Raw genomic sequence first — 14,822 nt, 5'->3', positions numbered from 1 at the left:
TCCACACGGTTCGGCTCAGGGACGGCCAACGATGTTCTCGAACGACCTGATCTGTCCGTGGTGCCATCGGGTGTCCGGCACGAAAAAGGAGCTGTCCCGCAAGGCGGTCCGAAAATCCCGCCGGTCGCGCATCAGCCACCGCGTCGATAGCAGGCAGATCGACCGGGACTACTGGATAGAAGCCATTGTCTTGTTTACCTCCTTGGGAGGCAGAAAATGAGCTCATTGGGTTTATATGTGTACACAAGACATTCGCGTTCCGTTTCGGATTTGCCGTAGAGGAGGGGGGCAAAAACACAAACCTCCCATTCACCGCCGTTTACCTGTCTCCATGCTCGGGGCCCTAGACGACGACATTTGCTGTGTACTAAGTGTGCAACATGGCCGCACGAAACCAGTTCGTGGACCATAGGAGACTTAAGAATGCCCAATAACGCAGCCACCCAGGCAGCGCGCCTCTCTTCTGCGCCGATGATGGATGGGACTGTTTCCCGTTTGATTGCAACAAGTTAAGCCGCTTCTTGTGCAGGCTGTGTGCAACCTGAAATCGCCTTCTGGCGCACTCTGTCGGGCGTTTGGCGATTTTGCGGACTTGGTCAAACTGAAGCGCATTTGAACCAGAACGGCAAATGGGCCTCCCCAAGCCTGCAATGAGACATGGCTATTTGGCCTCCAGTACAGCGATCAAGGGTTAAGTGAGTTGCAGGTCGGTTTGGGACAGGGCGCAACAGCGGGTTTTGCTCGTCGGTTTTGAACCACTGTTTGACACACGACTGATCGCGTCTCTTCAAAAGCCGACCATCGCTGCGCTCGACGCAGATGTCTCACATGCGGACGAAGGATGAATTCGCTGCGCCTGCGCGAATGTCTGCATTGATTGAACAAATCCATTTCAATTCTGTCCTTCGAAACATTGATTTTTATCTATCCGAACGGCGCTCGATAGAACATTTTGACTAACTGCCTGGATCCAAGCCCTTCATTAATTCGAAGACTTGGCTCCGCATCCAGGCCGCCATCGGGGCGTTGTCGGAACGCTTGTGCCAGATGCCGATGATCAACGCAGGTTCAATCTCCATTGGAGGTTTGAACACATGCAACCCAAATGCTTTAGCCACTTTCTCAGCAAGTTGCGCGGGTACAAGCGCAATGAGGTCGCTTTCGCTCACCGCGCGGCAGATGCCGCTGAACACAGGAACAGTCATCGCGACCTGCCGACGTTTGCCAACGCGTGTCAGCGCGGCATCACCCATCGCAGCGAGATTTCCTTCAGGAGAGAACAGAACGTGGTGAAGCGCGCAAAAGGTATCCATTGGCATCTGCGTCCCGTTCTTAAGCCCCACAACGCCCGGATTGCCTTTGCGGGCGATAACCTGGAACGGTGAGTGGAAGAGCGGTTCCCGATTGACCCAGTCCGGCAGTACCAAATCAGGGATCAGCGCTATGTCGGCCTTGCGTCGTTCTAAGCTGGCCACATAATCGTTCGGAACCAGATCAACGAGCTGTGCCCGCAGATTGGGCGCGGACTTTTGCAGGAGATCACCCAAAGGCGGCATCAGGAGTTCCGCGAAAAAATCGCTGGCTGCAATCCGGAAAGTCCCTTCAGCAGTTCGCGGCTCAAAGGTAGCCGATGGGGCGAGCAACGCCGCCAGACGTTCGAGTTCCTCGTGCAAACCGGTTTCGAGCCCCGCTGCATAATCCGTTGCAACCAATCGGTTTCCCTGCCGGACAAAAAGTGGGTCATGCAAGGCATAGCGAAGACGTGACAGGGCACCGGAGACAGCGGATTGCGACATGGCCAGCCGATCGGCCGCCTTTACGGTTGAGCCTTCGCGAAAGAGGGCGTCGAGCACGCGCAAAAGATTGAGATCGAGTGTTGCGAAATTCACTTGGCCGATACCCAATATCAGAAAATGCGGTTTGCCTGATAGGTTGGCTAGAATGTAGCTATCTGTCAACGAAAGCGCATTCGTTTCAATCCAATACCAAGGGAGCGAAACAATGGAAGATCTGGCCCAAATCGACGGAGCCATCGAATGGCTTGGCGTACAATACAAAACAATCCTCCGCCCAGAACAGACCGGTGGCGCGATGTCCATTGTGGACAGCTGGTCCCCCGCAGGCAGCGGCCCGCCGCGACATATGCATCAGAACGAAGACGAAACCTTTGTGATCGTTACCGGGACCTGCAAGTTCTGGCTGGAAGGCGAAGAGTTCACCGCCGGTGCGGGCGAAAGCGTGTTCATCCCGCGCGGCAATGAACATACATTCAAGGTGACCGATGACGGCCCTTGCCGCCACTTCGTGATCCTAACCCCCGGCGGTTTCGAAGGCTTCTTTGCAGACATGGCAGCCGGTCAATGCCGCATCCCCGAGGACATGCCCGCTATCGAAGAGAGCGCCAAGCGGCACAACATGGCCTTCACCGGCCCCCTGTTGGATTGATCCCATGACCGAAAAGCACATCGTCTATCACATCCCCGTCTGCCCATTCTCGCAGCGTCTGGAAATCCTGCTGGCTCTGCGGGGGCTAACAGATGCAGTAGAATTCCGGGTCGTAGACATCACCAAGCCGCGCGATCCTGATTTGCTCGCCAAAACCCGAGGAACCACTGCCCTGCCGGTGCTGGAAACCAGCGACGGGCAAATTTTGAAGGAAAGCCTCGTGATCCTGCGCTATCTTGACGAAGCCTTGCCGGGCGCCCCGTTGCGCCGCAGCGACCCGGTCGAACATGCCATTGAGTCGATGCTGATTGCCCGCGAGGGCCCGTTCACGATGGCAGGTTATCTCTTTGTCATGAATCAGGACCTGGCACAGCGGGACGTACATCAAGACAAGCTCTTGGCGCTGTATCGGGACATTGATGATTTCCTGGGGCATCACAGCCCAACCGGTCCATATCTGTTTGAGGATTTTGGTCTGGCTGAGGCCGTCTTCACCCCAATGTTCAAGCGGTTTTGGTTCCTTGACTACTACGAAGGTTTCAAGCTCCCCGAGGGCAAGGACTATGACCGTGTTCGAGCTTGGCATGGCGCATGTATGGCGCATCCGGCGACACAGCAGGTGACCGATGAAGAGATCGTCAAGCTGTACTACGATTACGCGCTTGGAGCAGGAAATGGTGCTTTGCCAGAGGGGCGCAGTGTTTCAAGCTTCACCTTCGAGCCGCCTTGGCAATCAAGACCCATGCCCCCAAGGGAAAAATATGCGGCAACAGCCACCGACAAAGAACTCGGCCTTGTCGCCTGACCATGGCGTCAAAAATCAGAACCGGACATTCGTGCGCCGCGCGGCATCGGACAAATTGGGCTCGTCCCGGTCATTCGCCGCGCGAAGTACGAACGTCCGCTACCCGGCTCCCGTCGGCGACGAGCATGATCAAGGTTTGGGACACGACCGAAACCAGTTTCAGAAGTGGGATTGAAGTCGGACCCTTCCAACGACCGCCGAACGCCTGTCTTTGCACGGGGTAGGGTAGCGGCATGTCTCACGTGTGCGTATGGTGTGCACTGAGCGTCCGTCCCACATGTTGGCGGCCCGAAGGAGACACTTGATGACCTTGAACGCTGCCACCGAGGCAGCGCGCCTCTCTTCTGCCCCTATGATGGATTGGACTGGGTCTTTATAGATTTCAGCGGCTTAAATGGCGCCGTGTGTACTGTGTGTGCAAATTGAAATCGCCTTCTGGAACTTCATAGCGAGCGTTCGGTGGTTGCGAAGTTTTGGGCAAATTGAAGCGCTGGAACTGGATCGACTTACGGTTTCCCGCACCCGGCACCGGGACGCGGTCATTCGCTCCAGACTGCGCCGATCAGCAGTTTGGAGCGATAAAGGATCGCTTGAAGCCGGGCGATATTGGTGGTCGATCCCATGACCGGTGAAACCCGACAATTGCGGTGCTCGCGGTCAAGGATCTAGTTGCGCACTTGGCTGCCGTAGGACGATTTGACCGGATTGTAGGTCCCTGACACAGAGCTGCCGCTCGAAACCACAAAATATCTTGGCTTGCAGCGTGCTCAGTTTCGGTCAGCGACACGCGCCTGGTATTGGTCGAGTTCTGAGATAAGAGATAGACCGTTTGCAACGCCCATCCGGTTGCAGAACTCGGCCCAAATGGTTGCGTAAGGCAAGTCCTTGATCTCTTCGGTCACAACCAGACGAGACGTGTAGTCGAGGTTGTTTTCCGCTGACTTCAATTCATCCCAAGGGGCCAATAGAGCGCGCAAAAGTGCCTTTTGCATGTTTCGTGTACCGATGACCCAGGCCGCCGTCCGGCTTATCGTGGCATCAAAGAAATCGAGGCCGATATGGGTGCGTCCTAATAAATCGGCGCTCACCAATTCTTGCGCTATTTGCAGGATTGCATCGTCGAGAAGGATTACGTGGTCGCTGTCCCAACGCATGGGACGGCTGACGTGGAGCAGGATTTCGCCAACTGATAAGGCAACCGAACTGAGTTTGTCGGCCACGTTTTCTGTTGGATGGAAATGGCCCATGTCGAGGCACAACAAGGTGCCTTTGCGGATTGCGTAGCCCATGTAGAATTCGTGGCTGCCGACAGTGCAGGCCTCGACCCCGATCCCGAACAGCTTGCTTTCGACGGCATCCAGCATCTTTGCCTTGTCATGTGGCGTTGCCATCATCGCGTCGAGCGAGGCCTCCAGCCGCCTGCGCGGTGCCATGCGGTCAACCGGCGTGTCTTTATACCCGTCTGGTACCCAGATGTTGTTGACGCAGGTCGTGCCTAGGGCCGCGCCCATCTGAGCCGCAATGTCGCGTGACCGTTTTCCGTGCTCGATCCAGAAATCGCGAATGCCCTGATCGGGATGGCTGAGCGTCAGATTGTCGTCTGCTTTTTCATGGGCAAAGAACGTCGGATTGAAATCAAGCCCGAGGCCCTGATCTTTCGCCCAGTCGACCCAAGGGGCAAAGTGGCTGAATTCGATTTCATCACGGTCAGGTTTCTGGTTGGTGTCTAGGTAGAAGGCATGCAGGTTAAGGCGGTGATTGCCGGGGATCTGGCGGTAGGAAAACTCAAGGTCCGCGCGTAATTCGTCCGGTGTGCGGGCGCGGCCGGGGTGGTTGCCCGTGGCCTGAATGCCGCCGCCCGAACTGCCAGATTTTTGCTCGAACCCAACGACGTCATCCCCTTGCCAGCAGTGCATGGAAATCGGGATGTCAGCCAGCCGCGTTAGGGCGGCTTCGGTGTCTACGCCCCAGTCAGCAAAGGCGGCTTTTGCGCTCTCGTAGCTCATGTTCTGTCCTCCCTGCGGCGTTCAGCGTGTGAACGCTTCTTTGTTGCCGGCATCGACGTTGATAATATTGCCTGTCGACTTGGCAGACAGATCGGAGGCGAGGAAATAGGCGGCCTCAGCGATGTCCTCTGGCAGCACAGAGCGTTTTAGCATGGAGCGATCGCGGTACATCTCTTCGAGTCCGTCCTTGTCAGTGCCATAGGTGCCAGCGCGCTGATCAAGCCATTCGCCTTGCCAGATCTTGGAGCCCTTCAACACCGCATCCGGGTTCACGACGTTGACGCGCACGCCCATGGGCGCACCTTCGAGGGCGAGGCAACGGGCAAGGTGAATCTCGGACGCTTTGGCGGTGCAATAGGCCGACGCATTGGGCGATGCCGCAAGGCCGTTTTTGGAGGCTACGAACACAATCGCGCCGCCCATGTTTTGAACCTTGAACAGTTTGAACGCCTCGCGGCTGACAAGGAAATAGCCCGTGGACAGGATCGACATGTTCTTGTTCCACAGATCGAGGCTCGTGTCCTCGATTGGGGCCGAGCTTGCGATCCCTGCGTTGGAGACGAGAATGTCGATGCCACCGAATTCTGCGGTGATATCACTGTAGGCAAATGCGACAGCGGCCTCATCGGTGACATTCATGTTTATGGTGCGCACCACATCGGCGGAGTATTTCGCGCTGAGGCTCTCGTGGGTTTCAGCAAGGGCTGCATCATCAATATCGGCCAGCATCACGCAGGCTCCTTCCCGCAAGTAGCGCTCAGCCGTGGCCGCCCCGATCCCGCCAGCGCCACCAGTGACCAAGGCCACGCGGCCCGCCATGGATTTCGGCGCGGGCATGCGTTGCAGTTTGGCTTCTTCAAGCAGCCAGTATTCGATGTCGAAGGCCTCTTGTTCGGGTAGCCCTTGGTATTCGGACACGGCGTCCGCACCGCGCATCACGTTGATGGCGTTGACGTAGAATTCACCCGAGATGCGGGCTGTCGCCTTGTCCTTGGCGAAGGTGATCATGCCGACGCCGGGGATCAGGTACACGACTGCATTGGGATCACGGATAGCAGGGCTGTCGTCGCGTTTGCAGCGATCGTAGTAGGCCTGATAGCCGACGCGGTATTCGGCGATGGCATCCGCAAGACCCGCGATGGTGGCATCAATGTCCGGCTTTGCGGGGTTGAAATCGACCACCAATGGGCAGATTTTGGTGCGCAGGAAATGGTCGGGACAAGACGTGCCAAGAGCGGCCAGACGTTCCATGTCTTTGGCGTTGACGAACTCCAGCACCGCATCGCTGTCGGTGAAATGGCCCACCATATGCTGCTGGCCAGACACATAGCCGCGAATAGCAGGCATCAGGCGTGCGGCTGTGGCGCGGCGTGCATCTGCATCAAGGCTGGTATGAACTGGACCGCCAAATGCATCCCTGCCAGCGGTCTCGGTGGCGAACCAGTCCATCGCCGTTTGGATCACATTCAGCGTCAGCTCGTAACAGTCCTTCGCGTCATCCGCCCAGGTGAACAACCCATGGCTTTCAAGCACGACACCTTTGGCGTCAGGGTTCTGTTTACAGAAATCCGACAACCAGAGACCCAATTCGTAGCCCGGTTTTTTCCATGGCAGCCAACCAATCCTGTTCCCGAAAATCTTTTGCGTCAGCGCTTTGCTGTCCTTGGCGGCTGCGATCGCAATTATTGCATCGGGGTGCATGTGATCGACGTGTTTGGCAGGCACATAGGCATGGAGCGGCGTATCGATTGAGGCTGCGCGCGGGTTCAGATTGAAGGTGCAGTGGGGAAGGTAGGCAACCATCTCATCCTCGAACTCGACCCCGCGATACAAGCCCCGCAGCGCGTTCAGTTTGTCCATATAGAGCGTTGAGAACCCATCCATTTTGATCGACCCAACGTCCCCACCAGAGCCCTTCACCCAAAGCACCTCGGTCACGTCACCCGTCAGCGGATCGTCTTGCATCACCTTCGCAGATGTATTGCCACCGCCGTAGTTCGTGATTCTCTTATCCGAGCCGAGCAAGTTGGAGCGATAGAGCAGCTTTTCAGGCTCGCTCATATCCTGAGCGCGGGCGTCATCCCATTTATTTTCAAGACGTTGGCTGGTTTGGGAAGGTGTCATCTGTCTCTCCGTGGGCGACGGTTGGGGCGTGGTGTTCTACTGCACCGTGACGCTGTGATCTTTGCAAGTCAATCAAATTCAATCATCTTCAATCATGCTGCGGCGCAGAATGATTGAAGATGACAAATAATGATTGACATGGCGACACGACTCGCTCCACGGTCGTCCCAGTCAAAGGGGCATTCCATGCACGAAAAAGATCGCCACAGAGTCATCCTATCCGCAGTTCAAGACCGGTCCCTGGTGACCGTCATAGACCTGTGTGCATTGACCGGCGCATCCGAAGCGACCGTGCGCCGCGACATCAATACGCTGGACGAACAGAAAAAACTTCGCCGCGTGCGCGGAGGGGCAGAGGCTTTGACCACGAAGCCGTTTGTTGGCCTCGCGGGTCGGCCGTTTTCCGTCAACGAAACGATGAACATCGCTGAAAAGCAGGCCATTGCTGCAGCTGCAGTGGAGCTGTGCGAGGATGGTGAACCAATCATCATCAACGGTGGCACCACGACGTTTCAGATGGTCCACCCACTGGCATCGCGCCGAATGCAGGTTTTTACCAATTCGTTTCCGATTGCCGAACATCTGCTGAAGAACACCCAAAATACGGTGATGCTGTCTGGTGGGATCATTTATCGCGAGCAGAACATTATCCTGTCCCCGTTCGATAATGACGTCACACGCAACTTCTACGCCAGACGCATGTTCATGGGTGCCCAGGGCGTCGGCCCGTTGGGCCTGATGGAAGGCGACCCGTTGCTGATCCAGGCCGAACAAAAGCTGATCGGGCAGGCCGAAGAGCTGATTGTTCTGGTCGACAGTACGAAGTTTGAAAATCGCTCCAGCCTTGTGCTGTGCCCACTTGAGCGGATCGACACAATCATCACCGACGAAAAGATCGATGACCGCACTGCGGCCATGTTGGAGTCGGCGGATGTGACGCTGATCGTAGTGCCTTCTGGCGCTGCGCAGAAAGAGGGGGTGGCGCATCTGCCAGCCTGACCGCAACCACTCCAGGGAGGAAAACCATGAGTGTACTGAAGAAACTGGCAGCATCCGCTGCGATGGCCGCCGCGATGATCGCGACCCCAGCATTTGCTCAAGACGATGTTCGTATAGCCCTTGTCGTTAAAGCGCTTGGCATTGGGTTCTTTGAAGCGGCCGCTGAAGGCGCTGAAGAAGCTGCCGCAGAACTCGGCAATGTGGAAATCATCTACACTGGCCCAACCGACACCACGGCTGAAGGCCAGATCGAAGTCATCAACTCGCTTATCGCACAGCAAGTCGATGCAATTGCGATTTCCGCGAACGACACCGACGCATTGGTTCCAGCTCTGCAGCGCGCCATGCAGCGTGGCATCACTGTTATCAGCTGGGATTCTGGTGTGGCACCTGAGGGCCGCCAGATGCATCTGAACCCGTCTTCTAACGCGCTGATCGGCAATATGATCATCAAGTTGGCTGCAGACCATCTGCCGGATGGTGGCGAGGTCGCACTGCTGTCCGCAACAACCACGTCGACCAACCAGAACATCTGGATGGAAGAGATGAACAAGGTGATGGGCGACTATCCCGGCATCGAAGTCGTCGCGACCGTATACGGCGACGACCTTGCGGACAAATCCTACCGTGAAGCCACGGGCCTGATGCAGACCTATCCTGATCTGGACGCAATCATTGCCCCGACATCTGTTGGGATCGTGGCTGCTGCGCAGGCTGTCGTGGACGCCGGAAAGGTTGGTCAGGTGAACGTGACCGGCCTTGGTTTGCCGTCGGAAATGGCTGGCGCGATCGAAAGTGGTGCGTCTCAGTCCTTCGCGATTTGGAACCCCATTGATCTGGGCTATTCCGCCACGATGCTGGCTTATGAGCTGAGCCAGAACGGTGTCGAAGCCGCCCCGGGTGCGGAAATCCCCATGGGCCGCATGGGCAGCCTGACGCTGGATGACAACAACGAAGGCGCAATGGCAGATCCATTTGTCTACGATGCCAGCAACATCGACGAGTTCAAGTCGATCTTCTAAGACAACTCCCTGATTAGGCCCGGTACATCACGCGCGCCGGGCCTAACTGCCCCAGCCCTAAATCCTGAGAGTGTGTTCGGATGTCGACCCGCCCTGCGCCCGCCGTATCGCCTGACGTGTCTCCCATGGTCTCCATGGACATGATCACCAAAACATTTCCCGGTGTGAAAGCGCTGGATGAGGTCAAACTGGACCTGTACCCGGGCCAAGTGACTGCCCTTGTCGGTGAGAACGGCGCAGGTAAATCGACGACCGTCAAAATCCTGACAGGCATTTACCAACCGAACGGTGGCACAATCCGTATAGACGGTGAACCGATTTCCTTTGCCTCACCAAATGACGCCGCGAAAGCAGGCATCACGGCCATTCACCAAGAGACCGTGCTGTTTGATGAACTTTCCGTGGCAGAAAACATCTATATCGGCCATGCGCCCCGCACACGGTTCGGCCTAATTGATACCGCGCAAATGCACCGCAACGCGGGCAAACTTCTGGCTGACATCGGTGCGCCCTTCAGTTCCCACACCCAACTGCGCGACCTTGGCATTGCCAGCAAACATCTCGTGGCGATTGCCCGCGCACTGTCGGTCGACGCTCGCGTGGTCATCATGGACGAGCCGACTGCGGCTCTGTCCCACAAAGAAATCGAAGAATTGTATGAACTGGTCGAAACCCTGAAGTCACAAGGCAAGGCGATCCTGTTCATCAGCCACAAGTTCGACGAGATTTTCCGTATCGCCGACCGCTATACCGTCTTTCGCGACGGGGCCTTTGTTGGAGACGGTCGTATCTCTGACATTTCCGAAGGGGAATTGGTGACGATGATGGTCGGGCGATCCGTCGACCAGATTTTCCCGCAAAGCGACCATGACATCGGCGAAGAAGTCCTCAGGGTCGTCGGCTACGATCACCCGACCGAATTCGCGGACATCGGTTTCACCCTGAACTGTGGCGAGATTCTCGGTTTCTACGGGCTTGTTGGCGCGGGCCGGTCCGAATTTATGCAAGCCCTGTTCGGGATCACCAAGCCCTCCAAGGGCGTCTGTCTGGTCAACGGCGACATCAAGGTCATCCGCTCCCCCGCTGACGCGGTCTCAAACGGGATCGTCTATGTCCCCGAGGATCGCGGCAAGCAGGGTGCGATCATCGGCTTGCCGATCTTCCAGAACATCACTTTGCCGTCCTTGGGTAAGACATCCCGCAGCGGGTTCTTGAAACTTGCCGAGGAATTCAAGCTGGCGCGTGAGTATTCGCAGCGGCTGGACCTTCGCGCAGCGGCGCTCGATCAAGACGTGGGCAATCTGTCGGGCGGCAACCAGCAAAAGGTTGTCATCGCCAAATGGCTGGCCACCCAGCCGCAGGTGATCATCCTCGACGAACCGACCAAAGGGATCGACATCGGTTCCAAGGCGGCGGTGCATGAGTTCATGTCTGAACTCGCCGCGCAGGGCCTGTCCGTCATCATGGTCAGCTCTGAAATACCGGAGATCATCGGGATGTCGGACCGAGTGATCGTCATGCGTGACGGTCGCATCGCCGCCGAACTGTCGAAGGGCGAATTGTCCCCCGAGACACTCGTGCGTCATGCGGCGGGGATCACATCATCGACGGAAGGGGCCGCAGCATGACCCGTCTTATTCCCGTGCGCGAAACCATTTTGGCCGGTGCGATCCTGGTGCTGCTCCTTCTCATTTCTTCCCGCTTTGCAGGCTTCGTTGCGCCCTCAAATCTGGCCAATGTGTTCAATGACACGGCCCCGCTGATCATCCTCGCGCTTGGACAGATGGTCGTGATCCTGACCCGTTGCATCGATCTTTCGGTGGCCGCGAACCTTGCTTTGACGGGCATGGCCGTGGCGATGATCAATGTTGCGATGCCCGGACTTCCAATCCCAGTTATCATCGCAATTGCCATCTTTCTGGGGGCGATCATGGGCGCGATCAACGGCGTGCTGGTCTGGAAACTGGCCATCCCACCGATCGTTGTTACCCTTGGCACGATGACCATCTTTCGCGGCATCATCTTCCTGATTTCAGACGGCAAGTGGGTAAATTCCCATGAAATGTCGCCCGCCTTCACGGGCTTTCCTCGCATGGAGTTATTGGGCCTGCCTGTGCTCTCATGGGCGGCCATTATCACAATCATCATCTTCGGGATCATGATGGCGCGCGCACCCTTCGGACGGTCCATTTTTGCAGTCGGCGGCAACCCACATGCCGCCGTCTACACCGGAATCGACGTAGGCAAAACGCAGTTCTGGGCCTTCGTCGTCTCGGGCGCGTTGGCCGGCCTGACCGGCTACCTCTGGGTGTCGCGCTTTGCGGTGGCTTATGTCGATATCGCGGGCGGCTTCGAACTTGAGGTGGTCGCCGCCTGCGTTATCGGCGGCATCTCCATTGCTGGAGGGGTCGGCTCTGTCGGGGGCGCAGTCCTGGGCGCGATCTTTCTTGGTGTCGTCAAGAACGCGCTTCCGGTCGTGAATATCTCACCTTTCTGGCAACTCGCCATCTCTGGCAGCGCGATCCTCATTGCCGTGGCCTTCAACGCCCGTTCTGGCCGCAACAAGGGTCGAATTATCCTAAAATCGGCGGAGGCCACCCAATGACGGACGCTACCCAAACCCGCCATGTCCCTGACCATCTGAACAGCCGCGCGACGCGGATCTTCAAAAGCTGGGAGGCTTTGCTGCTGGCCGTTGCCATTGCGATCTTCGTGATCAACAGCTTCGCCTCGCCCTATTTCCTGAGCGCTTGGAACCTGTCTGACGCAACATTCAACTTTACCGAAAAGGCCATGATCGCCTTCGCCATGGCGCTTCTGATCATCTCGGGTGAAATTGACCTTTCTGTCGCCTCCATCATAGCGCTGTCCAGTACGGCGATGGGGCTAGCATTGCAATACGGTGCTGGCACGCCGGAACTTGTCATGATCGGTCTGACGGTTGGTTTGCTTTGCGGAGCCTTCAACGGGTTCTTCGTCACGGTGCTTGGCCTGCCATCCATCGTCGTAACCATAGGCACAATGAGCCTGTTTCGTGGCATCAGCTACATAATTCTCGGCGATGATGCTTTCCGAGGGTATCCGGCCAGCTTTTCATGGTTCGGACAAGGCTACATCTACTGGGTCTTCACGGTCGAGATGCTGTTGTTTGTCATCATCGCGATCATCTACGGGGTGCTGCTCCACAAAACCAACTTCGGCCGCGCCGTCTATGCGATAGGCAATAACCCGACGGGAGCATTGTTTAGCGGTATCCGCGTAGCCCGCGTCAAGTTCATCCTGTTCCTGCTGACAGGCCTGATGTCTGGCATTGCCGCTGTCTGCCTTACGTCGCGCCTTGGCTCGACGCGGCCCAGCATCGCAACCGGGATGGAGCTTGAGGTGGTGACAATGGTCGTCCTTGGCGGGGTTAACATCCTCGGTGGGTCTGGAACGATCCCGGGTGTCGTGATCGCGGCCTTCGTGATGGGGCTCGTGACCTTCGGGCTGGGCCTGCTGAATGTCCCGGGCATCGTGATGTCGATCTTCATCGGCCTATTGCTGATCGGGGTGATTGCCCTGCCACGTCTATGGGCGATGGCTGCCGCAGGGCGCAAGGCATGAGCGAACGTTACGTCTTTCGCATGCGGCTGAACGACGGGATGGCCGAGGAATACAAGCGCCGCCATGATGCGATCTGGCCCGAACTTGTAGAACTGCTGCACGACGCCGGTGTCAGCGATTATTCGATCCATCTGGACGAGGAAACGGGCCACCTTATTGGGGTTCTGACGCGCGCAAACGATCACAGGATGGACGCCTTGCCCAAACATTCGGTGATGCAAAAATGGTGGGCTTACATGGGGGACATCATGGAAACAAACGAGGATAATTCGCCCGTCGCGATGCCGCTTACACCGCTGTTTCACATGCCATGACTTTACTGACCAAGACGGGGCCACGCCATATCGCTGTTATAGACATCGGTAAGACCAACGCGAAACTCGCGCTGGTTGATCTACCCACCCTGACAGAAATAGCGGTCGTCACGCGCCCGAACATCGTGCAAACCGCGCCCCCATATCCGCATTACGATGTGGAGGGACACTGGGCGTTCCTTCTGGATGCTCTGGCACAGTTCCATAGAGACCACCGTGTCGACGCGATTTCGATAACCACCCACGGCGCCTGTGCCGCATTACTTGATGCGACGGGCGCATTGGCGACACCTATCCTCGACTACGAACAGAATTATCCCGACGATATTATCGACGCCTACGATGCCCTTAAACCCGATTTTGCGCAGACCGGATCGCCCAAGCTTGCAGGTGGTCTGAACATTGGCGCGCAGCTGCACTGGCTTCTTGCCGGTGATCCAAGCCTCAAAGACCGCACCGCCCAGATCGTCACTTACCCGCAATACTGGGGGCATCGCCTGACAGGCGTGACCGCAACGGATGTCACATCCATCGGCTGCCACACCGATCTGTGGAATCCCTATGAAGGGAGGTTCTCTGACCTGACGGACAAGCTCGGCATTCGCGACAAGATCGCACCCGTGCGCCGCCCCGGCGACATTTTGGGGACGGTTTTGCCCGAGATAGCCAAGGCCACCGGCCTCACACCCGCAACGCCGGTTTGCGTGGGCATCCACGATTCAAACGCGTCGCTTTATCCCTATGTCACCTCGCAAAACGGCCCGGTGTCGGTGGTCTCAACAGGTACTTGGGTCATCGCTATGTCCTTGAATGGCGGCAATGCGGTTACGCTAGACCCGTCTCGTGACACCCTCGTCAACGTCAACGCGCACGATCAAGCGGTGGCAAGTGCGCGCTTTATGGGCGGACGAGAATTCGAACTGATTCAGCAAGGACAGCCGGTCGACCCAACGGAACGCGACGTGTCTGCAGTGCTGGAGGATTGCCGTATGCTCTTGCCATCGGTCGAACGCTGTTCGGGGCCGTTTCAGGGGCGGCAGATGCAGTGGCACGGCGGTGAGCCAAAGGTCGGAACGGGTCAACGGTCGGCCGCGCTTTCGTTCTACTTGGCTTTGATGACAGGCACCTGCCTGAGACTCGTCAAAGGCGCCGGCCCCACGATTGTGGAAGGCCCTTTCGCAAGAAATTCCGCATACCTCGCAATGCTGAATGCAGTAACTGCACGCCCCGTTCTCACGAATGCAGCCGTTACAGGTACAAGCATCGGCGCAGCCATGTTGCTTGCGGATGAAGCGTTCTCACTCGGGCTAGACACGGTAGAAACAAAATTACCTTTGAACAGACTCAGGGCTTATGCCGATCAGTGGTGCGGGTTGGCAGACGCCGACTAGCCGCGCGGGGCAGCAAGCGACGTCTCTGGTCAGAAACCATTGCCGGATTGATGTTTGACGTTTTGATTGTCGCGCCGCTGAAACCGTCGGCGACGTTGCGCAGAACATGTGCG

The 14,822-nt window shown here is 57.1% G+C and carries 13 protein-coding genes; 10 read left to right on the top strand and 3 right to left on the bottom strand.

The genetic code is table 11. The features are described from left to right. Window positions 1-220, top strand: a 220-nt coding sequence (locus tag MCRY_RS23005; RefSeq protein ID WP_217808245.1) for a hypothetical protein, incomplete at its 5' end; no start/stop codon positions are given. Between the two features lie 736 nt (window positions 221-956). On the opposite strand, the gene MCRY_RS19755 is transcribed toward MCRY_RS23005, so the two are convergent. Next, window positions 957-1,958, bottom strand: coding sequence for a LysR family transcriptional regulator (locus MCRY_RS19755; protein ID WP_238939670.1), 1,002 nt, complete (start codon window positions 1,956-1,958; stop codon window positions 957-959). A 43-nt stretch (window positions 1,959-2,001) separates the two neighbouring features. Between MCRY_RS19755 and MCRY_RS19750 the strand changes: the two genes are divergently transcribed. Both MCRY_RS19750 and MCRY_RS19745 read left to right on the top strand, forming a co-directional pair. Further along, window positions 2,002-2,445: a cupin domain-containing protein gene (locus MCRY_RS19750; RefSeq protein ID WP_085633099.1), complete on the top strand. Its 444-nt coding sequence runs from the start codon at window positions 2,002-2,004 to the stop codon at window positions 2,443-2,445. A gap of 4 nt (window positions 2,446-2,449) precedes the next feature. Next, window positions 2,450-3,250 (top strand): glutathione S-transferase family protein, encoded by an 801-nt coding sequence (locus tag MCRY_RS19745; protein ID WP_085633097.1) that lies wholly within the window; start codon window positions 2,450-2,452, stop codon window positions 3,248-3,250. 767 nt (window positions 3,251-4,017) lie between these two features. Here the strand turns inward: MCRY_RS19745 and MCRY_RS19740 are convergent. Beyond that, window positions 4,018-5,256: an L-rhamnose isomerase gene (locus MCRY_RS19740; RefSeq protein WP_085633095.1), complete on the bottom strand. Its 1,239-nt coding sequence runs from the start codon at window positions 5,254-5,256 to the stop codon at window positions 4,018-4,020. A gap of 21 nt (window positions 5,257-5,277) precedes the next feature. Continuing rightward, the gene (locus MCRY_RS19735; RefSeq protein WP_085633093.1) at window positions 5,278-7,380 is read right to left on the bottom strand and encodes a bifunctional rhamnulose-1-phosphate aldolase/short-chain dehydrogenase; all 2,103 of its coding nucleotides are present in this window, start codon (window positions 7,378-7,380) and stop codon (window positions 5,278-5,280) included. Window positions 7,381-7,566: 186 nt separating this feature from the next. Here MCRY_RS19735 and MCRY_RS19730 point away from each other — a divergent pair, with 186 nt between their 5' ends. The 7 genes from MCRY_RS19730 (at window position 7,567) to MCRY_RS19700 (ending at window position 14,709) form a co-directional block, all read left to right on the top strand. Beyond that, entirely contained in the window at window positions 7,567-8,379 is an 813-nt protein-coding gene (locus MCRY_RS19730) for a DeoR/GlpR family DNA-binding transcription regulator (protein WP_085633091.1), read from the top strand. A gap of 26 nt (window positions 8,380-8,405) precedes the next feature. Further along, entirely contained in the window at window positions 8,406-9,401 is a 996-nt protein-coding gene (rhaS, locus tag MCRY_RS19725; RefSeq protein ID WP_085633089.1) for a rhamnose ABC transporter substrate-binding protein, read from the top strand. 80 nt (window positions 9,402-9,481) lie between these two features. Next, window positions 9,482-11,029 (top strand): sugar ABC transporter ATP-binding protein, encoded by a 1,548-nt coding sequence (locus MCRY_RS19720; protein ID WP_085633087.1) that lies wholly within the window; start codon window positions 9,482-9,484, stop codon window positions 11,027-11,029. Further along, complete coding sequence (locus MCRY_RS19715; protein WP_085633085.1) at window positions 11,026-12,006, top strand: ABC transporter permease; 981 nt, start codon at window positions 11,026-11,028, stop codon at window positions 12,004-12,006. Before MCRY_RS19720 ends, MCRY_RS19715 begins: the two co-directional genes overlap by 4 nt. Beyond that, window positions 12,003-13,004: an ABC transporter permease gene (locus tag MCRY_RS19710; RefSeq protein WP_085633083.1), complete on the top strand. Its 1,002-nt coding sequence runs from the start codon at window positions 12,003-12,005 to the stop codon at window positions 13,002-13,004. The genes MCRY_RS19715 and MCRY_RS19710 overlap by 4 nt, the downstream gene beginning before the upstream one ends. Further along, window positions 13,001-13,318: an L-rhamnose mutarotase gene (gene rhaM / locus MCRY_RS19705; protein ID WP_085633081.1), complete on the top strand. Its 318-nt coding sequence runs from the start codon at window positions 13,001-13,003 to the stop codon at window positions 13,316-13,318. The genes MCRY_RS19710 and rhaM overlap by 4 nt, the downstream gene beginning before the upstream one ends. Next, window positions 13,315-14,709 (top strand): FGGY-family carbohydrate kinase, encoded by a 1,395-nt coding sequence (locus MCRY_RS19700; RefSeq protein ID WP_085633079.1) that lies wholly within the window; start codon window positions 13,315-13,317, stop codon window positions 14,707-14,709. Before rhaM ends, MCRY_RS19700 begins: the two co-directional genes overlap by 4 nt. Window positions 14,710-14,822 lie beyond the last annotated feature (113 nt).

Origin of the sequence: Marivita cryptomonadis (genome assembly GCF_002115725.1) — a bacterium.
Classification (GTDB): domain Bacteria; phylum Pseudomonadota; class Alphaproteobacteria; order Rhodobacterales; family Rhodobacteraceae; genus Marivita; species Marivita cryptomonadis.
This window is presented reverse-complemented; position numbering and strand designations above follow the sequence as displayed.

Excerpts from the sequence above, each read along its gene's own strand:
- MCRY_RS19730 (WP_085633091.1), top strand. The coding sequence starts at position 7,567 with ATGCACGAAAAAGATCGCCACAGAGTCATCCTATCCGCAGTTCAAGAC.
- MCRY_RS19745 (WP_085633097.1), top strand. The coding sequence starts at position 2,450 with ATGACCGAAAAGCACATCGTCTATCACATCCCCGTCTGCCCATTCTCG.
- MCRY_RS19740 (WP_085633095.1), bottom strand. The coding sequence starts at position 5,256 with ATGAGCTACGAGAGCGCAAAAGCCGCCTTTGCTGACTGGGGCGTAGAC.
- MCRY_RS19715 (WP_085633085.1), top strand. The coding sequence starts at position 11,026 with ATGACCCGTCTTATTCCCGTGCGCGAAACCATTTTGGCCGGTGCGATC.
- MCRY_RS19710 (WP_085633083.1), top strand. The coding sequence starts at position 12,003 with ATGACGGACGCTACCCAAACCCGCCATGTCCCTGACCATCTGAACAGC.
- MCRY_RS19750 (WP_085633099.1), top strand. The coding sequence starts at position 2,002 with ATGGAAGATCTGGCCCAAATCGACGGAGCCATCGAATGGCTTGGCGTA.
- MCRY_RS19700 (WP_085633079.1), top strand. The coding sequence starts at position 13,315 with ATGACTTTACTGACCAAGACGGGGCCACGCCATATCGCTGTTATAGAC.
- rhaS (WP_085633089.1), top strand. The coding sequence starts at position 8,406 with ATGAGTGTACTGAAGAAACTGGCAGCATCCGCTGCGATGGCCGCCGCG.
- MCRY_RS19720 (WP_085633087.1), top strand. The coding sequence starts at position 9,482 with ATGTCGACCCGCCCTGCGCCCGCCGTATCGCCTGACGTGTCTCCCATG.
- MCRY_RS19735 (WP_085633093.1), bottom strand. The coding sequence starts at position 7,380 with ATGACACCTTCCCAAACCAGCCAACGTCTTGAAAATAAATGGGATGAC.
- rhaM (WP_085633081.1), top strand. The coding sequence starts at position 13,001 with ATGAGCGAACGTTACGTCTTTCGCATGCGGCTGAACGACGGGATGGCC.